At 41.8% G+C, this 22,143-nt stretch carries 21 protein-coding genes, 1 tRNA gene and 1 other RNA gene; 12 read left to right on the top strand and 11 right to left on the bottom strand.

The genetic code is table 11. The features are described from left to right. The first annotated feature begins 67 nt into the window (after window positions 1-67). A complete protein-coding gene (locus tag IGI82_RS12860) occupies window positions 68-313 on the top strand; it encodes a nitrogenase subunit molybdenum-iron protein alpha (protein WP_438842304.1) in 246 nt (81 codons plus the stop codon). A gap of 586 nt (window positions 314-899) precedes the next feature. Here IGI82_RS12860 and ssrA read toward each other — a convergent pair. Beyond that, window positions 900-1,263: a transfer-messenger RNA gene (ssrA, locus tag IGI82_RS12855) on the bottom strand. A gap of 62 nt (window positions 1,264-1,325) precedes the next feature. Next, window positions 1,326-2,096, bottom strand: coding sequence for a Cof-type HAD-IIB family hydrolase (locus tag IGI82_RS12850; RefSeq protein ID WP_005231883.1), 771 nt, complete (start codon window positions 2,094-2,096; stop codon window positions 1,326-1,328). A 145-nt stretch (window positions 2,097-2,241) separates the two neighbouring features. On the opposite strand from IGI82_RS12850, the gene IGI82_RS12845 reads away from it, so the two are divergent. The 3 genes from IGI82_RS12845 to IGI82_RS12835 are packed head-to-tail and all read left to right on the top strand — an operon-like array spanning window position 2,242 to window position 4,746. Next, window positions 2,242-2,592, top strand: a complete 351-nt coding sequence (locus IGI82_RS12845) for an SdpI family protein (protein WP_015510109.1) — start codon at window positions 2,242-2,244, stop codon at window positions 2,590-2,592. Then, window positions 2,573-3,286 carry a response regulator transcription factor gene (locus tag IGI82_RS12840; RefSeq protein WP_010749704.1) on the top strand — a complete coding sequence of 238 codons (714 nt, stop codon included), beginning with the start codon at window positions 2,573-2,575 and terminating at the stop codon, window positions 3,284-3,286. Before IGI82_RS12845 ends, IGI82_RS12840 begins: the two co-directional genes overlap by 20 nt. Then, a complete protein-coding gene (locus IGI82_RS12835) occupies window positions 3,286-4,746 on the top strand; it encodes an ATP-binding protein (RefSeq protein WP_438842303.1) in 1,461 nt (486 codons plus the stop codon). Before IGI82_RS12840 ends, IGI82_RS12835 begins: the two co-directional genes overlap by 1 nt. Window positions 4,747-4,863: 117 nt before the next feature. On the opposite strand, the gene IGI82_RS12830 is transcribed toward IGI82_RS12835, so the two are convergent. The 3 genes from IGI82_RS12830 to IGI82_RS12820 all read right to left on the bottom strand — a co-directional run bounded on the left by IGI82_RS12830 (window position 4,864) and on the right by IGI82_RS12820 (window position 8,319). After that, window positions 4,864-5,337 (bottom strand): hypothetical protein, encoded by a 474-nt coding sequence (locus IGI82_RS12830; RefSeq protein WP_005229123.1) that lies wholly within the window; start codon window positions 5,335-5,337, stop codon window positions 4,864-4,866. Beyond that, entirely contained in the window at window positions 5,316-6,053 is a 738-nt protein-coding gene (locus IGI82_RS12825; RefSeq protein WP_005229124.1) for a hypothetical protein, read from the bottom strand. Before IGI82_RS12825 ends, IGI82_RS12830 begins: the two co-directional genes overlap by 22 nt. Before the next feature lie 181 nt (window positions 6,054-6,234). After that, window positions 6,235-8,319, bottom strand: coding sequence for an LTA synthase family protein (locus IGI82_RS12820; RefSeq protein ID WP_074933621.1), 2,085 nt, complete (start codon window positions 8,317-8,319; stop codon window positions 6,235-6,237). A gap of 237 nt (window positions 8,320-8,556) precedes the next feature. Between IGI82_RS12820 and IGI82_RS12815 the strand changes: the two genes are divergently transcribed. From IGI82_RS12815 to ybaK, 3 genes are read left to right on the top strand one after another with little or no spacing between them, the layout of a single operon-like run. Further along, entirely contained in the window at window positions 8,557-9,726 is a 1,170-nt protein-coding gene (locus tag IGI82_RS12815; protein ID WP_181409211.1) for a class I SAM-dependent rRNA methyltransferase, read from the top strand. Between the two features lie 5 nt (window positions 9,727-9,731). Further along, window positions 9,732-10,484, top strand: a complete 753-nt coding sequence (gene aroD / locus IGI82_RS12810) for a type I 3-dehydroquinate dehydratase (protein WP_005229128.1) — start codon at window positions 9,732-9,734, stop codon at window positions 10,482-10,484. Window positions 10,485-10,533: 49 nt separating this feature from the next. Then, the gene (gene ybaK, locus IGI82_RS12805) at window positions 10,534-11,025 is read left to right on the top strand and encodes a Cys-tRNA(Pro) deacylase (RefSeq protein WP_010749699.1); all 492 of its coding nucleotides are present in this window, start codon (window positions 10,534-10,536) and stop codon (window positions 11,023-11,025) included. Window positions 11,026-11,080: 55 nt separating this feature from the next. Here the strand turns inward: ybaK and IGI82_RS12800 are convergent, their stop codons facing one another. Together IGI82_RS12800 and IGI82_RS12795 are read right to left on the bottom strand one after the other, a co-directional pair. Next, complete coding sequence (locus tag IGI82_RS12800) at window positions 11,081-12,118, bottom strand: tagatose 1,6-diphosphate aldolase (RefSeq protein ID WP_005237193.1); 1,038 nt, start codon at window positions 12,116-12,118, stop codon at window positions 11,081-11,083. Window positions 12,119-12,255: 137 nt separating this feature from the next. Beyond that, a complete protein-coding gene (locus IGI82_RS12795) occupies window positions 12,256-13,518 on the bottom strand; it encodes an NAD(P)/FAD-dependent oxidoreductase (RefSeq protein WP_010749698.1) in 1,263 nt (420 codons plus the stop codon). Window positions 13,519-13,678: 160 nt separating this feature from the next. Here IGI82_RS12795 and gdhA point away from each other — a divergent pair, with 160 nt between their 5' ends. The 3 genes from gdhA (at window position 13,679) to IGI82_RS12780 (ending at window position 17,049) form a co-directional block, all read left to right on the top strand. After that, on the top strand, window positions 13,679-15,028 hold the full coding sequence (gdhA, locus tag IGI82_RS12790) for an NADP-specific glutamate dehydrogenase (RefSeq protein ID WP_087627791.1): 1,350 nt from the start codon (window positions 13,679-13,681) through the stop codon (window positions 15,026-15,028). Window positions 15,029-15,130: 102 nt separating this feature from the next. Continuing rightward, window positions 15,131-16,477 carry a glucose-6-phosphate isomerase gene (locus IGI82_RS12785; protein WP_005229134.1) on the top strand — a complete coding sequence of 449 codons (1,347 nt, stop codon included), beginning with the start codon at window positions 15,131-15,133 and terminating at the stop codon, window positions 16,475-16,477. Window positions 16,478-16,839: 362 nt separating this feature from the next. Then, window positions 16,840-17,049 (top strand): hypothetical protein, encoded by a 210-nt coding sequence (locus tag IGI82_RS12780; protein ID WP_005229136.1) that lies wholly within the window; start codon window positions 16,840-16,842, stop codon window positions 17,047-17,049. 61 nt (window positions 17,050-17,110) lie between these two features. On the opposite strand, the gene IGI82_RS12775 is transcribed toward IGI82_RS12780, so the two are convergent. The 4 genes from IGI82_RS12775 to IGI82_RS12760 all read right to left on the bottom strand — a co-directional run bounded on the left by IGI82_RS12775 (window position 17,111) and on the right by IGI82_RS12760 (window position 21,099). Then, entirely contained in the window at window positions 17,111-18,913 is a 1,803-nt protein-coding gene (locus IGI82_RS12775) for a glycerophosphoryl diester phosphodiesterase membrane domain-containing protein (RefSeq protein WP_087627790.1), read from the bottom strand. Between the two features lie 172 nt (window positions 18,914-19,085). After that, the gene (locus IGI82_RS12770) at window positions 19,086-19,685 is read right to left on the bottom strand and encodes a TVP38/TMEM64 family protein (RefSeq protein ID WP_005229140.1); all 600 of its coding nucleotides are present in this window, start codon (window positions 19,683-19,685) and stop codon (window positions 19,086-19,088) included. A 188-nt stretch (window positions 19,686-19,873) separates the two neighbouring features. Next, complete coding sequence (locus IGI82_RS12765; protein WP_016608602.1) at window positions 19,874-20,344, bottom strand: threonine/serine exporter family protein; 471 nt, start codon at window positions 20,342-20,344, stop codon at window positions 19,874-19,876. Beyond that, the gene (locus IGI82_RS12760; RefSeq protein WP_010749694.1) at window positions 20,341-21,099 is read right to left on the bottom strand and encodes a threonine/serine exporter family protein; all 759 of its coding nucleotides are present in this window, start codon (window positions 21,097-21,099) and stop codon (window positions 20,341-20,343) included. The genes IGI82_RS12765 and IGI82_RS12760 overlap by 4 nt, the downstream gene beginning before the upstream one ends. Before the next feature lie 278 nt (window positions 21,100-21,377). Between IGI82_RS12760 and IGI82_RS12755 the strand changes: the two genes are divergently transcribed. Beyond that, entirely contained in the window at window positions 21,378-21,944 is a 567-nt protein-coding gene (locus IGI82_RS12755) for a TetR/AcrR family transcriptional regulator (RefSeq protein ID WP_010749693.1), read from the top strand. A gap of 84 nt (window positions 21,945-22,028) precedes the next feature. After that, window positions 22,029-22,116: transfer RNA gene (locus tag IGI82_RS12750), tRNA-Ser, on the top strand. Window positions 22,117-22,143 lie beyond the last annotated feature (27 nt).

The raw sequence follows: 22,143 nt of genomic DNA, 5'->3' as shown, positions 1-22,143 counted from the left end.
GATTCAAGGAGAAGGTAAAGAACGCTCTGTAATATTTTGATAAACTTTAGTCAAGGAGGTGTGATAAATGGATAAATTTTTCAACTTTATTGAAAAAGGACTTTCCGAAGAAATTAATTTTTTTGTGTTTTCCATAGATTTGGAACATTATTTAGTCGATCACTACGAGGAAATGTATACCGAAAACAAAGAAGCTACATTGTACCTGAATGATTTACTTCCTGATGAGGCTCAGAAAATGGAACCTGGAATGAATCCAGATAGTTTTTGTGAACGAGTAAAGGAAATTGTAGAGAAATCGAAATCACTTTAATTAGCACTTTTTTTGCTGAGGCAGAGTCAGATCAAGCCAGCAACGAACTATCATAGATTGTTGATGATCAAGCAGATTATGAAACTTACATCAAGCTTTGATGATAAGAAACATCTTCAAAAAATTTCATGCGATGAGGCAGGGAAAATAACTATTCTAGAAGCAAAGAAAGCCGTTGAGAACGCAAAACAGGAGTGAAAAAAAGTGTATCTAAAGATACTAAGGAGTAAAAAGCCTTAAATCAAAAATAGAGTAAAAAAATCAGCCCAAGAAAAACTCGCAAAAAAGAGATTCGTATACAATTTGGTGAAAAGGTACGCCATTGAAGAGCATTGATTGCTTAAAAAAAGCATCTGACTTCACTTGAACAATTAATGTAGGTTCAATCGGTATAAGAAATACAATCTAAGAAAAGCGAGGAATAGCACATCGGTTTAAAGCTGATAATTAACCACCATTTGACTACCAAACAAGAAAACTACGAAAAACATTGTGGAACTGAAAATACAAAAAAAGTGTTCAAAACCTCTTTAAATCAAGGCTTTGAACACTTAGGAAAAACTACGAAAATCTTCTCGATTTTAGTCTATGGAGATGGCGGGAGTCGAACCCGCGTCCAAACATATTGCTACCTAAAAATCTACGCTCATAGTCAACTCATTTGAAGGTTCGCTTTACAGCTTGCCGAGTGACAGGCAGTCTGTATCGCTAGTCTGATGCTCTCTTTTTTATCTTACAGACGGAAAGATAAAACGTATCCCACTTAGAATAGGACCCTTACTCGAGCACATGGGCGATGCCGAGAGGATCTACGCTAACTGTTTTTAGGCAGCTAAAGCGTAAGAGTTTTCGTTTTTAGCAGTTATATTTAACTGTAACGTTTTAACGTAGACGTAACCTACGAAGCGCAATTCAGGCTCAACTATGCCTGTCGAATCCGTAACATCCCCTTGATAAAAGGGGTATCGCTACCATTCATTAGTATACCATAGTTTTGCCTGTATGCAAAGAATCAGATTAAGTCAAAGTGTTTCAGGGCGTGCACGATCCCGCCTTCGGTATTTTTCAGGGTCACGAAGTCTGCCAACTCTTTCAACTCTTGAATTCCATTTCCCATTGCAATTTTGTGGTCGCAGGCTTCTAAAAGAGCGAAGTCGTTGCTGCCGTCACCAAAGCCGAAGGTAGGTACATCTTCTAGACCCAACAATTCTACCAAGGTTTTTACGCCCGTCCCTTTAGAGGTGCCAGATTTTACGACATCGATGGAAAAGGGGGTATTACGATAAAAAGTTAATTCTGGAAAACGCTCATGATAATAAGCATCGTTGCCGACACCTAAAACCAACAACATATTGGTCCGATCTGTTTCATAATGCAGAGGATCGATTTCTGGTAAAGGGCTGCGGACATAGTTGTACGCACCAATCATTTCCTCGGTATGTCCAGTCGCCCAATAGCCTTTCTCATTGTAATAGCACAGTTCATCACCATTGTCTTTGACTGCTTGGAACATCCGTGCGCAAAGTTCAGGTTCAAGGGTATCGGAAAAAACTTCTTTGCCGTCAATACGGATAAAGGCGCCGTTCATGACGATGTTCGAGGTGATCCCAGCTGCTTCACGAATGGCGGTAACTTCAGGTTCGGTTCTTCCTGTTGCAATGATCGGCAGTACTTGGTTTTTTCGCAACATCGCCATCGCTTCAGCGATTTCGGATGTGATTTGCGAGTGTTCATCTAAAAGCGTACCGTCAAGATCAAAAAAAGTTAATGCTTTATAGGTCATGTATCTTACTCCTAAGGTTTATAGTCATAGTCCACTCACAATCTTATCAAAGATTGAAAAAAAGGCAAACCTTTATGAATAATCGGTGAAGTTGTTGGTAGAAGAAAGAAATTCGAGTATACTATAGGAAGAATGGAGTGAAACGATGATTTTTTTAGTAATTGGCATCATTTTTTTCTTGATTGGTCTCACTTTTTTTCTTTTTCCATCAAAAAAAATGAACCTTATTTATGGCTACCGTTCCTATTTAGCAAAACAAAATGAACGCAACTGGCGGCATGCTCAGAAACTATGCGCCCGTTATTTTCTGCTTTTTGGCGGAATCATGGCGGTCATTGGGTTTGTCTTGAAATGGCAAGAATGGACCAATTTTTTCCTAGTTGAAATGATCGCGATCCCTTGGTTCATCGTGCCGATCTTTGGCCTGATCGAAGAGAATCTGCAACGATTTGATAAAGAACATAGAGGTGAAGAAAATGAATATATTAATGATTGAAGACAACGAATCTGTTTCTGAAATGATGCAAATGTTTTTCTTGAATGAAGGATGGGAAGCGGCTTTTAAGTACGACGGCAAAGAAGGGCTGGAAGCCTTTGCTGCTGAACCAGACAAATGGGACATGATCACCCTTGACTTGAACCTTCCTTCCATGGATGGCATGATGGTGGCGCGCGAAATTCGCAAAATCTCCAGTACAGTACCTATTATTATGTTGACAGCCCGTGATTCAGAAAGCGATCAAGTCATCGGGTTGGAGATGGGGGCAGATGACTATGTGACGAAACCATTTAGTCCACTGACCTTGATCGCGCGGATCAAAGCCTTACACCGCCGCAGTGAATTGGTTGAAAAAACAACGCCTGAAGCTTCCGATGCAACTTTTGATGTTGTGACCGATCATTTCAAAATGAACACAAAAACACGGGAAGCCTATTTAAATGGCAAACCCATCGATGGGTTGACGCCGAAGGAATTTGATTTGCTTTATACGTTAGCGAAAAAACCGCGGCAAGTCTTTTCACGAGAGCAATTGTTAGAACTAGTTTGGGATTACCAATATTTTGGTGATGAACGGACGGTTGATGCGCATATCAAAAAACTAAGACAAAAAATAGAAAAAGTGGGACCTCAGATCATTCAAACCGTCTGGGGTGTGGGGTATAAATTTGACGATGCAGGTGCTGCTTAATGCGCTACTTGTATCAACAGCTGATTGCGTTTTTTGTTGTGATTTTCGTGATTTTGATGACGATTGGTATTGCGTTTACACAAATGACGCGCCAAACGTTACAAGAACGAAATTATGAGCAGTTAATGGGGTATGCTTCGTCGGTCGCGACGATTTCGCAAATCAGCGATTCAGAATATTTGCAGCAAAATATGACGCGAGATGGCTATCTGCAATATTCTCTGCATTTGGCTGAAAATATTTTGAGCAACCAAGACATTTCTTTTGCTTTCTTTAAAAGTCCTGATGACATTATTTATCCGTTAGACACTGCTCGTGCGGTGGATTTTCCAATTTCTGAAAAAGACTGGCAATCCTTAGAAAACGGGGCGCGTCTGCAACTGACGTCGCCTACGAATCTATATGGGGAAAAAGAACTGACTTCCTATGTTTTGATTCCTTTTTCTGTCAACCGAACGGATTTTTACGGGGTGATGGTGGTTTCGCAATCGGCAAGCAGCATCTTGAATCTTGTCAGTGCTTTTAACCAAAACTTGTTTAAAGTATGTTTGATCTCGATCGTCGTTTCCTTATTGATCAGTTACCTATTTGCTACGTTCCAAGTAAGGCGGATCAATCGCATGAAACGAGCAACCAAGGAGATCACCAATGGCAATTTTGATATCTTCTTGCCAGTGCATAATCGGGATGAATTTGATGAGTTAGCCGAAGATTTTAATTTAATGACGAAATCCTTAAAAGAGTCGCAAGAGGAAATTGAACGACAAGAAGAACGTCGTCGACAATTTATGGCAGACGCTTCGCATGAGATGCGTACGCCTTTGACGACCATCAATGGCTTATTGGAAGGGTTAGAGTACAACGCGATTCCTGAAAATCAAAAGGACAATGCGATCCGTTTGATGAAAAATGAAACCAATCGCTTGATTCGATTAGTCAACGAAAACCTTGACTACGAAAAAATCCGAACCAATCAAATCTCGATGGTCATCAAAAAATTCGATGCAACGCAAACCATTAAAAATCTGCTGACGCAACTTGAGAGCAAGGCAGAAATCGCCAAAGATGTGTTGATTTTAGAAACAACAGAGCCAATTGACGTCTATGCCGACTACGATCGTTTCGTCCAAATCATGGTCAATATTTTACAAAATGCGATCCAGTTTACGGAAGATGGAGAAATTCGGGTTCGAATCGAAAAAGGCTACTTGGAAACGATCATCGAAATCAGTGATACGGGAATCGGCATGTCTGAAGAACAAGTCAAGAATATTTGGGATCGTTACTACAAAGTCGATCCTTCCCGTAAAAACCGTCAATTTGGTGAATCAGGTTTGGGCCTATCGATTGTTGAACAGCTCGTACGCCTGCACAAAGGAAAGATCAGTGTAGAAAGTGAACTTGGCAAAGGCACGACGTTTAAAATCTCTTTTCCTGATATCGACTTAAATGAAGAATAGCAATCGACCGGCAGCAATTCGCTTAGCCGGTCGATTTTTTTTGCGGTTCAGTGGCAGCAGACCAAACAAAAAGACCTGCTTTTGCAAGCAAGCCTTCTTGTTTGGGGGCTATGTAAACTATAGATAAGTAGTATAAGGGGTATGGGCAAAGCATTCGTCTTCATGAATCAAATAGATGGCAACAGCAAATTGTTCGGCGATTTCTTGACACAAGGGCAACAGGGTTTGAACCTCGTTCGTTGTTAATGTGCTCAAGACATTTTCGATTAAAAGGGTTTCTCTTTCTGAAAGTAAAGCTAAGAGCAGTTGAATTTTGAGCTCCTCAAAGGGTGTTAACTCTGTTCGATCTTTTTTCAAAGCCGATAAGGGAAGCTGTACATAAGGTAGCACTTCCTCTAAATCGCCCCCTTTTTTATTTGCAAGAGATACATTGTCCATGACCGATAAAAAGGGGACGGAGGGCCACTGTGCGCGAATCAAGATTGCTTTTTTTTGTGAAAGCAGCAAACTTAATTCAGATGTTTTTGTTTCATTGTCTTTCGCAACATAAAAGAAACCAATTGATTTCGTTAGCTGAGTTGGTTTTTCCATTGTTTTTTCCTCCAATACAGACTATGTCCGCTAGCAATCAGACCAGTAAAGCTGGTAACAGCGGCAAGCAATACGATAAGTGTGTGGCGCGTACTTTCAAATAAAATAGCCAGCCAGGTGGTGCTGTTCAAGTCAACATTTTGGACAAGAATTTGACTGTTTTGTGGGATCGTAATGGCGAATTCTTGACCAGGAAGACTTTGAACAGCCTCCCAAAAGTGATCCGAAGCACGCTCACGATCAAGAGCGATGATATGCCCGCTAAGCAATTCTCGCTGGAAATAAGGCTGGAAGAGCAGCAATAACACAAAGGCGATCACGGCAGCTGCTAAAAGCGGCAAGAGCATTTCAAGCAACTGCATCGCCACCCATTGCCTGGTGGTGGCACCACTTGCTAACCAGGCAGTGTATTCTGAGCGTTTCGATAATTGGTAATAAACTTGAAAGCCGATAAAGACCAGTGTAAAGGCGCTAAAAATCAAATAGAACAGTTGATGATAGATCGTCGTGACTGGTTGGATCTCTTCCGCTACTTTCGTTTGCAAATCTTCTGTTGTTAAGAGATCTCTGGTTTGAGCGATCACTTGATCCATTGAGTAGATCAAGGCGAAGGTCACGATCAAGCCAATCACGGCAAAGAAGGATACAAGCGTATAAAGCACCATGGCTTTTTTATGATAAAATATGCTGGCAATCGCAAAATGTATAGTTTTCATCTAGTTCACCTCATCCTATTTCATAGTATAAAAGGGGAGTTTGAATAAAGTATGAAGTTCTTGTAGTAAAATATCGAAGCTAAAAAAGCAATAGAAAAAATCGGGTTTTTACGAACAAAACAGCCGAAAAAAATCCAGCAAAGCATCCGCCTTGCTGGATCGATCTTGTAGTACTTATAGGTTATTCTCCGCTATCTTGTTCCGTCATCTGCTGGTATTCTTGGAAGGTTTTTGTTTGGTACAGATCGACGGTCGATTGATTGCCGTTTTGAGAAAAGGCGCTGGTTGAATCACTGCCTAGATTCTTTTCAATGTCCATCATTTGCTGAAGGGCGTCTTTGTAATTATAGGTCGAAGGATCGACTTCTTCTAAACCGCTCTTCGCGTAGAAACGTAAGAGATCACCATTGTTGATCTGATCAGAAACTGACAGCTGTTTGTCAACTTTGGCTTTCCACTCATCGACTTTCGCTTGCAGTTCATCGGATGGATCGTTGATCGGCATGCCGGTACGATTGTCATACAATGTACTGCTGTAGTAGGTGTAGTCTGGTGTCACAAAGTCGCCATCGCGGAAGGCAACCAGTTGTTCGTTTTGATCAGAGAATAAATCTTGTCCTAATTGGATATAGTTTGATGTATCCACACCCAGTAAGTGCAATAGGGTTGGCAAGGCATCGACTTGGCCACCATACGTATGATTGATGCCGCCGTTTGATTGTCCTGGAATATGAATCATATAAGGCACACGTTGTAACGAGGCATTGTCAAAGTTTGTCCATGTAGAACTTGTTTTTCCAAGCAATTCTGCTAAGTTACGGTTACGAGAATTGGAAATTCCGTAATGGTCACCATATAAAACGATGACTGAGTTTTCGTACAAGCCGCTTTCTTTCAAGTAATTAAAGAACTCTTCTACGGCTTTATCTAAATAATTCGCGGTTGCGAAATACCCATTGATCGTTTGATCAGAAGTGTTCGCTAGCGGGAAGCCGCCTTCTTCATTGGTAAATTCAGAATATGGGTAGTGGTTAGAAACTGCAATGAATTTTGAATAGAACGGTTGTTGCAGACGTTCTAAGTATTGTACCGATTGTTCAAAGAACGGTTTGTCATGTAAACCGTATTGGAATGAATTTTCATCATTGACATCATAATACGATGCGTCGAAGAAATAATCATAGCCAAACCGTTTGTAGGTTTCATTTCGGTTCCAGAAGGTACCCGTATTTCCGTGGAAAACCGCACTGGTATAGCCTTGGGTTTGACCTAAAATATCTGGTGCTGCCTCAAAGGTATTTTTCCCACCCAGTTGAGTGAATAATGCCCCCTGATTCAATCCAAACAAGGAATTTTCGAATAACGTTTCCGCATCACTGGTCTTCCCAGCTTTTACTTGATGGAAGAAGTTATCGAAACTAAAGGTGCTATCGCTATGATACAAACTATTGATAAATGGCATAACTTCATGTTCAACACCATCTTCATCTTTTAATTTATAATCGATCAAGAATTGCTGAACACTTTCTAAGTGAATATAAATGACGTTCTTGCCTTTTGCGATACCGAACAGATCGTCATTCGGTTCCGCGTAATGTTCTCTGACATAGCTTTCTACTTCGTTCATGTCGTTGGGACTTGCTTCGGCACGTACTTGCGAAGCTTGATAGGTTTGCACGCCATCATAAACCGTAAAGGCGTTGATCCCAAGGTATTTCACTAAATAGTCACGAGAAAACGTTCGAGTAAGCAGTTCAGGACGATCCGCTTCTGCTAAGAAAAGATTGGCAGAAAAGACCATGACAGCTAAGGTTGAGATCGCAAAAGCCATCCGTGCCCGCACAGGACGAGTGTCCATTTTGATTTTTTTCATTGAAAAGGCTGCAATCAGCACGATAAAGTCAATGAAGTACAACACATCGTAGGGACGGAACAAGCGAATTGCGCTTTCTCCTAGACCACTTGCTACTTTTCCTACACCGAGCATCGTGTTGATGGTGATAAAGTCAGTGAATTCTCGATAGTACGAAACATTAGAGAACAACAGCAGAGTCATCAAGAAATAGATCACAAGCATCGTGATATAAGCTGCTTTGGTTCTTCTTACGTACAATGCGATCGACAGCAACAACAAAGTCGTTGCGATCGGATTGATGAATAAGATGAAGTACTGAATGCTGCTTTCAATACCTAGGTGGAAGTCCACCATATAGGCAAAGATATTTTTTAGCCAAAATAATAGGGCTAATAGGAAAAAAAAGCCCATTCTTGTATTCACAAAGGTGGATACTTTATTTTTTATCAAAGGAATCGTCCTCTCTTTTTCCAGTATAACCGGTAAATTACGATTTTACATCACAGTACATTTTACTAGGCTGTGAAAGACGTGTCAAATGAATTCCTTGTCATGACGCGGAATTAAGTATTTCTTTACTTTCAAGGATACAGACAATACAGTCGCTTTTTGCTATACTAAAAAGGAGAATGAATGGAGCAGATGAACATGAAAATAAAACTAACGAAGCAAGGATCAGCGAAGCTTCGCAAAAAGAATCCGTTGATCCAACGAGAAGATCTTCAACAAGCAATCGAGACGAAGGAGTGGGTCACCTTTATTGATCAGGCCAACCATTTCTTAGGTGTCGGCTATCTTGGGGAACAAAATAAAGGGATCGGATGGGTCGTATCCTTTGAAGAAACAGTGATCGACCAAGCATTCTTTGCGCAACGCTTTGCGAAAGCAAAAGGCAAACGCAGTGCTTACTATCAAGATGACCTGACAGATGCCTTTCGTCTGTTTAATGGCGAGGGGGATCAATTGGGGGGACTTACCGTAGATTTGTATGGCGAGTATGTCGTTTTTTCATGGTACAATGCCACCCTTTATCAACATAAAAAAGCGATCGTGGCGGCTTTTCGTCAAATCTTTCCCGAGATCAAAGGGGCATATGAAAAAATCCGCTTTACGTCTGATCTGCCTGAATCAGCATGGGTCTATGGAAAAACGGCACCTGAACCCTTACTGGTGAAGGAAAATGGCGTCACGTATGCGACGTATTTGAACGAAGGATTAATGACGGGCATCTTTTTGGATCAAAAAGAAGTTCGTGGGCAACTTGTTGATGGCTTGGCAGCTGGCAAGACGGTTTTAAATATGTTCAGTTATACGGGGGCGTTTTCTGTCGCTGCTGCTGTCGGTGGCGCTGCTCAAACAACGAGCGTCGATTTGGCAAAACGCAGTCTAGAAAAGACCCGCGAACAATTTGCAGTCAACGGCATTGATCCAGATACCCAGCGTATCCATGTCATGGATGTTTTCAATTACTTCAATTATGCCAGCAAAAAAAACTTGCGCTTTGATGTGATCGTTTTAGATCCGCCGAGTTTTGCCCGCAACAAGAAAAAGGTCTTCTCGGTTGCGAAAAATTATGGCGACTTAGTCACTGATAGTTTGGCGATTTTAGCGCCTGATGGCTTGTTGATCGCCTCAACGAATGCGGCCAATCTTTCACCGAGGAAGTTTCAAGAAATGATCGAAGCATCCTTAGAGAAAGCACACGTTGCTTATGAATGTATTCAAAGTTATCGTCTACCAGCTGATTTTGCGGTAGATAAGCATTTTTCCGAAGGGAACTATCTGAAAGTATTCTTTTATCAAATGAAAAAGGAGTGAAGTAGATGAGCCGATCAAAACCAGTAACGTTAGACGGGAAAACACCGTTGATTTGTGTGCCATTGATTGGGAAAACCAATGAAGAGATCTTGAAACAAGCCATTGCTGCTGAGGAATCAGAGGCACAGATCGTCGAATGGCGTGTTGATCATTACAAACATGTCGAAGACCAGCAAGCGGTCTTAGATGCGTTATCACATATTCGCACGACATTAAAGCACAAAGAGCTGCTCTTCACTTTTCGAACCTTGGAAGAAGGGGGCGAGCGGGCGTTCACATTGACCCAGTACAAAGAATTGTGTTTAGCTGCTGCTGATTCAGGCTTGATCGATTGGATCGATGTCGAATTAGAGAAAGCTGAATTTTTAGGTCGAGCCTTTATTCAAGAAATCAAAAAGGCACAGGTAAAGCTGATATTGAGCAATCATGATTTTGAGAAAACGCCAGAAGATGCTGTGTTGATTTTAAAGATCGGCGTAATGAATCAATTTGGTGCCGATGTTGGCAAGTTAGCGATGATGCCCAAGCAAGTCCAAGATGTTTTACGTTTGATGGGGATCATTACTAAAGCGCGTGGCTTCAACCAACTGCCGTTGGCGATCATGTCGATGGGGGAGCTGGGGAAAATCAGCCGGGTTAGTGGGGCATTGACTGGTTCGGTCTTTACTTTTGCTTCGTTGCAAGGTGCTTCAGCACCTGGACAAATACCGATCGAACGAATGACCAACTACTTACAAGAATTTTCACTCAATGAGTAAGACCAGCCAAGGCCTTCTCTTAAAAGAAACCAAACAAAAGAGGGATAAAATGGCGAAGAAGAAACAAAAAACCAATGCGATCCGTCAAGTAGAACAACAGAAAATCGCTTATAACGAATACACCTATGAGTGGTCGGAAGACCATCTCGATGCGCAATCCGTCGCTGTGCAACTAGCACGCCCGCAAGCCATCTACAAAACGCTGGTGGCAGTGGGCAACAAAACAGGTCCGCTGGTGGCTGTGATTCCTGGAAACAGAGAAGTGGATCTGAAAAAGTTAGCCAAAGTCAGTGGAAACAAAAAAGTAGAGATGCTGCATCTGAGAGATTTAGAAGAAACGACTGGCTATATTCGCGGCGGCTGTTCGCCGATCGGGATGAAAAAGCTCTTTCCTACTTATATTGATCATAAGGCAGAGACACTGGAAGAAATCGTGGTTTCTGCAGGAAAGCGCGGGTTGCAGATGGGGCTTGCCCCACAAGCGTTGCAACAATTGACTAGGGCGGTCTTTGCCGATTTGTTGGCACCTGAACACGAATAAAAAATCCCCGTGAACCATCTTGAAATGCCGTTCACGGGGATTATTTTGTACTATTTTATTCCATTACTTCAATATCGAAAACCTCAATATTTTCTAAACCACCATAAAAGTCAAACCATGGAGTGGCATATTGTTTTAGAATGGCGTTTAATTCTTCAACATTTTCTTTCCCTTGGGTGTCCAGCCATTCCAGTAATGCTTTGGCGCCTTGCTTCCCATAGATTTCCACACTATCGCGCCAAGTTGCTCGTCCACCTAAGATTCCTGAGAATTTAGCACCATGTTGACCAGCAAAGGTCAATTCATCGCGAAAGACATTCGCTGGGACACCCGCACTCAAATAGATAAATGGTCGCGTCGCAGCGTCACTAGCTTCTTTGAAGTAATTGGCGGCTTCTTCTTGCGTATAGACGGCCTCTAAGCCTTCTTTTTGGAAACCTTCAACTAAGTCGAACTGAACCGGTACTTCGACTTTCAAAATATCGATATGGTAGTGATCTTTCGTCAGTTCCTGAATGGTTCGGATGACCTTGCTCGGTTTGATCTTGGCAAAAGCAGGTGATTTGTCATCTGTGATCTCATCGTCGTAAACGATTGGCTCTACAAATAACGGAATATCGGCCGCTTGTGCCTCCGTACCTAAACGTTCTAAAAACGCATGTTTGGTATCTAAAATCTCTTGCGGTTCATCTGGATTATAATAAACCAAGACTTTCGCAGCATCTGCCCCTTTTTTCACTAAGCGCTGCAGCGATTCATTGGGTAGAATTTCTGGCAAACGACCCGGCGTATTGACATCATACCCTGTTTTTTCATAGGAAAGGATCAAGCCAGCGTTGGGATTCTTTGCTTCGATCCCTAAGAAGCCATATTCCTCGTCTAACAAAATACTGCTGACATATTTGGTCAATTCTTGGGAAACCAACTGCTTGAATTCATAAATGTGTTCCATCGTAAAGTCATCCGGTCCAGTTGCCGCCTTCATCATTTTTTTCATGGAACCACGTTGGTCGATCGCTAGTGCGGCAATCACACCATCCTCATTTGAAAGTTTTTGCATTCGTTCAAATTTACCTCTTGAAATTCGTTTCATTAAAAAAACCTCCCTCGATCTTGCTATCTTTAGTCTACGCCTACTTTGAGAAAAACCCAACTAATAAGCAAAAAGAGAGGAGACCCAGATGTTGGTAGCAACGGCAAGGATATTGCTGCCAACACCTGGGTCATCGATCAATAACTGAAATAACTAGCTGTTTCTGCTGCGTTTTTCCCTGAAACATGTCCAGTACAAAACGCTGCTGTAATGTTGAAACCACCTGTATACCCATTGATATCCAATAATTCACCAGCAAAATACAAGCCGTTGATTTTCTTGCTCTCCATGGTTTTTGGATTGATTTCTTTCAGATGGACCCCGCCACCAGTCACGAAAGACTTTTCTAACGGGAACGTGCGAACGATAGTGACTGAAAAGCCTTTGATCAAGGAAGCGAGCGCAGCCAACTGTTCTGGTGAGGCTTTTTCAGCAACCAGCTCATGCAGGTCTAGCTGCTGCAAAAAGAAGGTCATCAAGCGCTCAGGCAAAAAGCCAGCTAAAGCATTCGGCAATTGTTTCTTCGAAGCCGCAGACTGAATCAATTCCTGGGTCAAGGCTTCATGGGATTTTGCTGGCAGACAATCCAGAACAACCGTCACGGGTTGTTGCTTTTTCAATTCTTGGTTCACAAAAGAGGAACAGCGTAAAGCAGCTGGACCAGATAACCCAAAGTGGGTAAACAAAAGATCCATGGTATGGGCGACGATGGGCTTTCCTTTTTGATCCAAGACACTCAACGTGATGTCTTGCAAGGAAATGCCTTGCAACGTCCGCTCTTGAATAAAGGAGTCTTCTGAAACAAGCGGCGATTCGGTTGGATAAAGTGGCGTAATGGTATGGCCGACTTTTTTTGCCATCTTATAGCCGTCCCCCGTTGCGCCCGTGGAAGGATAGGTGCGGCCACCTGTCGTCAAAATCACACTAGGGGCAGAGAACTCATCGGTTTCGGTTCGCACGCCGCGAATTTGACTGCCGTCATGGATCAGCTTTGTGACGACCGTGTTCGTCAATAGGGTGACGTGATGATCGTTGATTGCTTGAAGCAACGCTTCGACGATGGTTTTTGATTTGTTCGTCACAGGGAACATCCGTCCGTGGTCTTCTTCTTTTAAGACGACACCTAAGTCTGCGAAAAACGCCATTACATCATAATTATTGAATTGAGAAAACGTGCTATACAAAAACTTGCCGTTTCCTGGAATATGAGCAACTAAATCATCTACCGGCCGATTATTGGTTACATTGCAGCGTCCGCCGCCAGTCATCAATAATTTCTTGCCGATTTTTTTGTTTTTTTCGATTAATAACACCCGCGCACCTTGTTTGGCAGCAGTGATCGCAGCCATCATGCCGCTCGTACCTGCACCAACAACAATGACATCATAGGTTTTTTCCATTCTTTTCACCTCTTTGGGATTGTAACACATCGGCTATGAGTGCTGAAAGGATTGGTCGATTTTTTTCGAATAATAAAAAATTCTGACAATTCTAAAAAAAAGCGTGCAATTTCAGAAAATTTCTTTAAAATAGAAAATATCTTAAAGGAGGTAATGCACTATGACCAAAGCTTCAGCTTACGTGAAAGAAATTCAAGCGAAGATTCATGAGAAAGACCAACACCAACCGGAATTTCTTCAAGCAATTGATGAATTTTTACCTACGATCGTTCCCTTTTTAGAGGAGCATCCAGAATATATTGAATCAAATATCCTTGCACTCTTAACTGAACCAGAACGTTTTATCCAATTCAGAGTCCCGTGGCAAGATGATCAAGGCAACTGGCAAGTAAACCGTGGCTATCGGATTCAATTCAACTCGGCAATGGGGCCTTACAAAGGCGGCTTGCGTTTTCACCCAAGTGTAAACTTGAGTATCTTGAAGTTTTTGGCGTTTGAGCAAATCTTCAAAAACAGCTTGACAGGTCTGCCGATCGGCGGCGGCAAAGGCGGAAGTGATTTTGATCCAAAAGGCAAATCCGATGCCGAAGTGATGCGTTTTTGCCAAAGCTTTATGACGGAGCTGTCAAAACATATCGGACCTGACTTAGATGTTCCTGCTGGCGACATTGGTGTCGGAGGCCGAGAAATCGGCTATTTGTTTGGTGCCTACAAACGATTGAAACAATACGATGCTGGTATTTTAACTGGTAAGCCATTAGACTTCTGGGGCAGTAAAAACCGCACAGAAGCAACGGGTTATGGCGCCGTGTATTTCGTTAAGCATTTATTGACAGACCTAGGTGAAACCTTTGCAGGCAAAAAAGCGATCGTTTCTGGAAGCGGCAATGTTGCGATCTATGCAATTGAGAAATTGCAAGAATTAGGTGCGATCCCTGTCACGTGTTCTGATTCCTCTGGCTTTATCTATGACAAAGACGGCATTGATCTGGCCTTGTTAAAAGAGATCAAAGAAGTGAAGCGTGAACGGTTGACGGCTTACGCCAAGGAACGTTCATCAGCCGAATATCATGAAGGGGCATCTGTCTGGGATTTTGATACACCAGCGGAATTAGCCTTTCCTTGCGCGACCCAAAACGAGATTGATCTCTCACAAGCCAAACGTGCAAAAGCCAATGGTGTCCGGGTCGTTTCTGAAGGCGCGAATATGCCTAGCTCATTAGAAGCAGCAGAATATTTTATTGAAGAAGGAATTTTCTACTGCCCAGGAAAAGCAGCCAATGCTGGCGGCGTAGCCGTTTCTGCTTTAGAAATGAGTCAAAACTCCCAACGATTGCAATGGGAAAAAGCCGAAGTCGATGCCAAATTGGATGATATCATGAAGTCGATCTATGAAGCATGCCGTGATACAGCTGAAACCTTCGATCAAAAAAATAATTTTATGTTAGGTGCGAACGTCGCAGGCTTTGAAAAAGTTGCTAAAGCAATGTTTGCTCAAGGACTTGTCTAAAATCACCTGACAGGCTATCTATCAGGAATTACTTGAAAAAAGTTGGAAAAAAACGTAAAGTAGGTAGTGTATGAAAAACTATTTTTTCAAGGAGGACAAATCATGTCACACATCAAGTTTGACTATTCGAAAGTAGCACCATTCGTGAACGAATACGAATTGAGCTACATGCAAAGTCAAGTTACAGCAGCAGACAAACAATTACGCGAAGGAACAGGTGCTGGTAGCGACTTTTTAGGTTGGATCGACCTTCCTAAAAATTATGACAAAGATGAATTTGCGCGTATCAAAAAAGCGGCTGAAAAAATTCAATCTGATTCTGAAGTACTAGTCGTGATCGGGATCGGCGGATCTTATTTAGGAGCGAAAGCAGCGATTGATTTCTTAAATCATTCTTTCTTTAACTTGTTACCAAATGAAGAACGCAAAGCACCACAAATCTTTTTTGCCGGTAATTCGATTTCTTCAACTTACTTAGCAGATTTGATCGAAATCATTGGTGACCGTGACTTCTCTGTGAATGTGATCTCAAAATCAGGAACAACTACTGAGCCAGCGATCGCTTTCCGTGTTTTCAAAGAACGTTTGATTGAAAAATACGGCAAAGAAGAAGCCAACAAACGGATCTACGCAACAACGGATAAAGCGAAAGGTGCAGTAAAAGTTGAAGCAGATGCCGAAAACTGGGAAACCTTCGTTATTCCAGATGACGTCGGCGGCCGTTTTTCTGTATTGACTGCTGTTGGTTTATTGCCAATCGCTGCCAGCGGAGCGGATATCGATGCCTTGATGCAAGGGGCAGCGGATGCTAGCGATGCTTACGCAAGTGACGACCTTGAAAAAAATGAAGCGTATCAATATGCAGCAATGCGTAACATCCTTTATCGCAAAGGCAAAGTAACGGAATTGCTGATCAACTACGAACCAGGCATGCAATACTTTTCAGAATGGTGGAAACAATTATTCGGCGAGTCAGAAGGAAAAGACCAAAAAGGGATCTATCCTTCAAGCGCAAACTTCTCAACAGATTTGCATTCTCTTGGTCAATACATCCAAGAAGGCCGTCGCAATATCTTTGAAACTGTCGTAAAAGTTGAAAAACCACGCAAATCAATTGCGATCCCTACACAAGAAGCAGATCTTGATGGTCTTGGCTACTTAGAAGGAAAAGAAGTTGATTTTGTTAATACGAAAGCCTTTGAAGGAACGTTACTTGCCCATACAGATGGGGATGTACCTAATCTGTTAGTAAAAATTCCTACAATGGATGCGTACACGTTAGGTTACACGATGTACTTCTTTGAGATCGCTGTAGGTATCTCTGGTTACTTAAACGGGGTGAACCCATTTGACCAACCAGGGGTTGAAGCGTACAAGAAAAACATGTTCGCCTTACTTGGCAAACCAGGTTTTGAAGATCTTGCAAAAGAATTGAACGAACGTCTATAATTCGACAAAGAAACGCCTTGTGCCAGTTCTGATTGGCACAAGGCGTTGTTTTATTTTCGCGTTTGTTGTGTTACTCGATAGTTGATCCAAAAAATCAGCGGTCTTCTTTTAATCCCCAAAGCAACGCAGCAGACAATAGTCCAAAGATACAGGTTTGAATAATTGGCATTTGACTCATCTCCTTTTGATTTCCTTTAGTATAAAATGCTTTTTAAGAAGTGGCACGAACAAACCAGTGTGTTTCAACGAACGAAACTGTCATTTCTTGGTGACAAATGCGTGATGAATTGAAATAAAACGTTTTCAATTTGATGCTTTTTTGTTATTATATCTTTAAGAAAGAAAACGGTTGAGGTGAGGATATGGAGAATATTACGATCGGTGAAAAATATGTCTGCCAACCTGTCGGGGCGAGCAAGCCTGTGATTGGTGTGGTTGAAAAACTATACGTAAATACGGCGTTGATCGTCGTTTCAAGTTATGAAGAAGAAGATCAAGCACAAGTAGAAGCTTGTAATCGTCGGATGATCGTCAGTTTCAATAAAATTTGTACGCAAACGAACGTTGCCTAACCAACTAGCAAAAAATGCTGCTCAACGGAACACCGTGAGCAGCATTTTTCTTCGTGTGAGATCAGCCAACGCCGATCACAAAATTCAATAGTTTGTCTGAATAAGTCATATCTTCTTCCGTCACACTCAACTCTTCATTTAAGATCTCCATCTGGTCAGTAATGATCCCGTCCACCCCGTAAAAACGCATCCGGCTGATAGTATCCGCATCATTGGGGGTCCAAACGAACACTTCCTTGCCATCGGTTCGGGCAGAAGCGATGAAGTTGCGGTTGATCGTACTGTATTCCATCGTCAGAAAATCAGCACTGGTCAGTGGTGGCCCCACGACATTGAAGGGCATGATGTATCCTGAAATCAATTGAGGCGCCTGCGCCTTTAACTCCTCAACAACTGTATAGGAGAGGCTTTGCATAATATGACCATTTGCAAGGAGGTCCTCTTGATATCTTGCTAAAAAGGCATTTACAAGTTCCGCGGTATCTTTTCGCTGCGTTTTGATCTCCACCAGCAGTTTTTGGTCCAATTGGTTGGCAAGTGCCAAGTACTCATCAAAGGTTGGAATACGAGCTGTCTGGTTGTTTTCCGAAACTGTCAGTGATTCGGCGTAACTCAAAGGCAATTGCTCTGGTTTGCCCTGACCACCTGTCAATGGACGGTATGAAAAATCATGATAGACAATAAAATGACCATCACTGGTTTGCTGGACGTCCATTTCAACATAATCTGGGTGGTACTTCTCGCTAGTCAAGCGTAGTGCTTCAAGAGAATTTTGGACCCCTTGTCCGTCGCTGACCCCTCGATGGGAGATCGTTACCGGATGGATCGAAGCAGCTGAAGTCAGATAGTTCATATTATATAGACTAACACCGACACCGAAAAGCACCGTTACCAAGGTAAACAACGAACTTTTTAGACCTAAGAAATGACGCTGGTTCAATGGCTCTTGGTGGAACCATGAAGGAATCTCTGGTAAAAAGCCTTCATCATCCATGAAATCAACGATGATGTAAAAAATGGCTACCGTCGATAAAATGACATTCAGTAACAAGATAAACTGTAAGAAAGTCATAATAAAAACAGCACTATACAACGCATAGTCCGGTGTAACAACTTCAATCACCGCCTGAATGGTAATCAGCAAAGTGAAGCCCAGTGTCGAAATCAACAAGATGCTGCCACCGATAAAGACAAATTGTCCAACGATGGCAAAAAAACGGCGTTTTGTTACTTGGAGGCTTTCTTTGATCGCTTTTCGAAAGGGCAGATCACGTAATATCATTTCTGGCAAGGCAAAGATCACGCGAATCCCCAAGTAAATCAACAAAACATAAACCAACAGCACTGCCCCGATGATCAAGACACGGTTGGCAAAAATGAAATCCATGATAAATGCGGGAATTTTGATTTTTGCGAGTAAATCAGAATTAAAACTCAACCCACCGATCGGTAAAATCAGTAAGAAGTAAAACAGGAAAAATAAAAAGGTCATCGGCCGTAATTTACGCAACTGCAAAACAGTCATCCGTAACAATTGCCGCAAGCTGATCGGCTGTTTCTTTTTAATAAAATAGACACTTAGCAGTAAAAAAGTAAACTCAAAAAAGACGGCTAATAAAATCAAAAGTAAAATCAGTGTTAATGAGAGCAGCACGACTGGGTGGTCGGTAAAGATACTGCCAATATTATCAAAAGAAAGGTAAGGCAAGCCCCCACGTTTTAAGACGAACTTGGTGGAAGCCGATAAGATTGGGATCACTAAGAACAACAAAGCACCGTGCATCAGTAACACATCACGGAAGTAGGCGTTGCTGTCTTTCAAAAAATCCCAAGTGTTGACTAAGCTGTTTTTTAAATAATTCATGGTCGTCATCCTAACAAAAGTAAGTATTTTGGTTCCTATTTATTCTAAAAAGGCGGAAAAAAAGAGTCGAACAGTTTCAGAAGCACATTCGCCACAGGTATAGATCCCTGTATGAAAAGCAGCTCCTTCATGTTCGGCTCAATGAATTGATCGTTTTTCTTACCTATTTTTCTTATCCGCCTAACAAACCAGTTAAGAATGTTCCACCATAAATCAAAGCCATGCTGTACAAGAAAATTGAAGCAGGTTTTGCCAACAAAATAATCAGCGTAAATTTCTTCACTGTCATGTTGGTCAAGCCAGCCATTAGACAAAGGGCATCATCTGGGGCGACTGGTAGAAAGATTGCAAGGGCGAAAAGTTTTTCAAATCGGCTTTGGTTATCTAACCAGCCAATATATTTATCGTAAGTTTTGTCACTGATCATACTTAAAATGAATGGTTTACCGTATCGTCGGCCTAGCAGGAAAATAATGACAGAACCAATACTGATTCCTACATAGTTATAAACGAATCCTAGATAAGGACCGAAAATCAAAACACCTGCAGCGCTGGAGACACCACCGGGAATGATCGGGATCACTACTTGCAAGATCTGCAAAAGGATAAAGACGATTGGTCCTAAGATAACGGAATTTCCAACTAGACCTCGCAGTGCATTAATGTCTTTGAAAACACCTAGATTGATAAAATAGATCGTTAATGCGATAGATAAACCTAAGCCAATAATAGAAATCGTATTAATGATACGACGAGAAGTTGCTATGCTCACAGGACTTCATCTCCTTTATGTTTCATAATCCCACTATACGGGGTGAGACCAGAAAAATCCAGTAAAACAAATGACAAACGTCAAACAGTTTTGTAAGGTATGCCTTTATTATAAAAGAAGTCCGAAAAGAAAACATTGTACTAAAGTCTGAAATAAGAAAAATTTATAGTTTCTGCGCACCAATAGTTTCAGGAGATTTTTTTATCTGAGGGATGTTTTTTCGTTCGCTTCATTTGCCAACGATTAACGATCTTTTCAACCACACTCGTCATCATGAAGCCTCCAGCGATCGCCCCAGCGGTGATGACAACGATCATCAGATTTTCAAAGCCGACAAAGTTGTCGCCCAAAGCGAATTCTCGAACGGCTTTGTAGGCAGGACCACCCGGTACGAGAGGAACGAGGCTAGGAATGTTAAAAATGATCATGGGCATTTTTTTTCTGCGGGAAAAAAAGATGCTGACGCAACCGACGGCAAATGCGGCTAAGAAGTTGGCGCTTCCTAGACCGTAGCCAATCGTTTTCAATGACCAATAGATCATCCAGCCAACCGTTCCAGCGATGCCTGTTGCAACTAAGGCTCTTTTAGGAATATTGGTCAAGATACCAAAGGTCACGGTGCTTAAAAAGCTAAAGGAAAGGTGAATAAAAATCGTCATGAGATCCCTCCAAATAAGGTGAAGACCGTGGCGATGCCAACACCGATCGCGGCAGCTGTGAAAATAGCTTCAGTTCCCCGAGCAGTCCCACTGATGAGATGGCCTGCCAAAATATCCCGAAAGGAATTGGTGATCGCTACACCAGGAACTAAGGGCATGACGGCACCGATAATCAAATTATCGACGTTTTGTGCGACATGAAGAGAGACCGCTAGAAGAGACAAAGTACCGATCAGTAAAGAGGCGCAAAACATATCCAAAAAGCGGATATCGATGACTTTTTTGACCCAATAGGCGCATAAAAATCCCAGACAGCCAATGACAAACGTTGCTAGAAAATCAAACCAAGCACCGCCGAAAATAATCATTAAAGTACTGCTGACCACGCCCGCACTAAACACCTGCAGCCAATAAGGAAAACTTGGTGTCGTTGGATTGACCTTTTTTAATGCCTCGTGCAGTTCCACTAACGAGATTTTTTTTTCAGCATAGGCACGGGACAATCCGTTGACGGCAACAATTTTTTCGAGATTGATGACTCGATCATGAACATTTTCTACTTGTGCATAGTGGCTACTGCGTAAGCCCATAAAAAGTCCAGTTGCTGTTACATAACTAATGCTGCCTTGCTCTCCGGCATTTGCTGCAATTCGATTCATTGTATCTTCCACTCGATAGACTTCCGAGCCGTTTTCCATCATGATTTTTCCTGCCAACAAACAGGTCTCCAATAATAGCTCTTTTGATTCAGCCATTTCCAAACTCCTTTTTCAATCGAATTTGCGCACTACATTCTTAGTGTACAATTTCAGCGAGTTTTCAACAAGGAAGAAAAGTAGATTTGAAAAATAACTAGCAGCCAATGCGTAGGATTTTTTGTGATAAATGAAAGGAGAAGCACTTCTTTTAATTAGTAAACATTCGTTTTTAATGAACAAAGTGAATAGAAATAAGATAACGGATGGAGTGTTTTATTTTAAAAAAATGAATATCTCGGTTACAATTAAATAAATATAAAAAGGGGGATTTATTGATGCGAAGGAAGGTCTATACAAGAGAACACATTTTGAAGGCCGCTTATGAACTGATCAATAGAGAAGGTTTTGGCAATTTTACGGCCCGGAATATCGCTAAGCACATGGGAATTTCTACTCAACCGATTTATCTTGAGTTCGAAAATATGCAGGACTTAAAAAATACCTTGGTGGAGGCTGTTTTCAAAGATTTATCGGAAAATGTTTTTCCAGTTGTTCGAACAGGAGACAAACTTGTTGATTTAGGCCTGAATTATATACGCTTCGCTCAAGAGCAGCACAATCTCTACATCGCCCTTTTTATCGACGACTATGGCGGTGGGAAATTGATGCATGATTTTTCATCGACCTATTTCAAATCCTTGATCAAATCAGAAGAAAAATATGCGGATCTTTCAGAAGATGCGGTAAATGCACTACATAATGGCGCATGGATCGTTGTGACTGGTTTGGCTTCCTTAATGTCGGCGGGTATCATCACACCCACTGATGACCAGATCATCAAAATCATCAACGAGACCATTGAAGGCGTAATCGAAAAGAAAGATAGCTACATCTTCGATTAAAGAACAAAAAATCTGCATCCCATTACTTATTGGGTGCAGATTTTTCTTGACATTTTTAATAAAACTAGCGAAAATAACTGTTATGGAGAGTTGGCAGAGTGGTAATGCAGCGGACTCGAAATCCGCCGACCCGGTTCATCCCGGCGCGCAGGTTCAAATCCTGTACTCTCCTTATATCAACGCTTTGGAGCGTTTAGCC

Source organism: Enterococcus sp. AZ067, from assembly GCF_051715005.1.
GTDB lineage: Bacteria > Bacillota > Bacilli > Lactobacillales > Enterococcaceae > Enterococcus_D > Enterococcus_D casseliflavus.
This window is presented reverse-complemented; position numbering and strand designations above follow the sequence as displayed.

Coding starts and splice junctions, on each gene's coding strand:
- IGI82_RS12860 (WP_438842304.1), top strand. CDS start 68: ATGGATAAATTTTTCAACTTTATTGAAAAAGGACTTTCCGAAGAAATT.
- IGI82_RS12850 (WP_005231883.1), bottom strand. CDS start 2,096: ATGACCTATAAAGCATTAACTTTTTTTGATCTTGACGGTACGCTTTTA.
- IGI82_RS12845 (WP_015510109.1), top strand. CDS start 2,242: ATGATTTTTTTAGTAATTGGCATCATTTTTTTCTTGATTGGTCTCACT.
- IGI82_RS12840 (WP_010749704.1), top strand. CDS start 2,573: ATGAATATATTAATGATTGAAGACAACGAATCTGTTTCTGAAATGATG.
- IGI82_RS12835 (WP_438842303.1), top strand. CDS start 3,286: ATGCGCTACTTGTATCAACAGCTGATTGCGTTTTTTGTTGTGATTTTC.
- IGI82_RS12830 (WP_005229123.1), bottom strand. CDS start 5,337: ATGGAAAAACCAACTCAGCTAACGAAATCAATTGGTTTCTTTTATGTT.
- IGI82_RS12825 (WP_005229124.1), bottom strand. CDS start 6,053: ATGAAAACTATACATTTTGCGATTGCCAGCATATTTTATCATAAAAAA.
- IGI82_RS12820 (WP_074933621.1), bottom strand. CDS start 8,319: ATGGGCTTTTTTTTCCTATTAGCCCTATTATTTTGGCTAAAAAATATC.
- IGI82_RS12815 (WP_181409211.1), top strand. CDS start 8,557: ATGAAAATAAAACTAACGAAGCAAGGATCAGCGAAGCTTCGCAAAAAG.
- aroD (WP_005229128.1), top strand. CDS start 9,732: ATGAGCCGATCAAAACCAGTAACGTTAGACGGGAAAACACCGTTGATT.
- ybaK (WP_010749699.1), top strand. CDS start 10,534: ATGGCGAAGAAGAAACAAAAAACCAATGCGATCCGTCAAGTAGAACAA.
- IGI82_RS12800 (WP_005237193.1), bottom strand. CDS start 12,118: ATGAAACGAATTTCAAGAGGTAAATTTGAACGAATGCAAAAACTTTCA.
- IGI82_RS12795 (WP_010749698.1), bottom strand. CDS start 13,518: ATGGAAAAAACCTATGATGTCATTGTTGTTGGTGCAGGTACGAGCGGC.
- gdhA (WP_087627791.1), top strand. CDS start 13,679: ATGACCAAAGCTTCAGCTTACGTGAAAGAAATTCAAGCGAAGATTCAT.
- IGI82_RS12785 (WP_005229134.1), top strand. CDS start 15,131: ATGTCACACATCAAGTTTGACTATTCGAAAGTAGCACCATTCGTGAAC.
- IGI82_RS12780 (WP_005229136.1), top strand. CDS start 16,840: ATGGAGAATATTACGATCGGTGAAAAATATGTCTGCCAACCTGTCGGG.
- IGI82_RS12775 (WP_087627790.1), bottom strand. CDS start 18,913: ATGAATTATTTAAAAAACAGCTTAGTCAACACTTGGGATTTTTTGAAA.
- IGI82_RS12765 (WP_016608602.1), bottom strand. CDS start 20,344: ATGACGATTTTTATTCACCTTTCCTTTAGCTTTTTAAGCACCGTGACC.
- IGI82_RS12760 (WP_010749694.1), bottom strand. CDS start 21,099: ATGGCTGAATCAAAAGAGCTATTATTGGAGACCTGTTTGTTGGCAGGA.
- IGI82_RS12755 (WP_010749693.1), top strand. CDS start 21,378: ATGCGAAGGAAGGTCTATACAAGAGAACACATTTTGAAGGCCGCTTAT.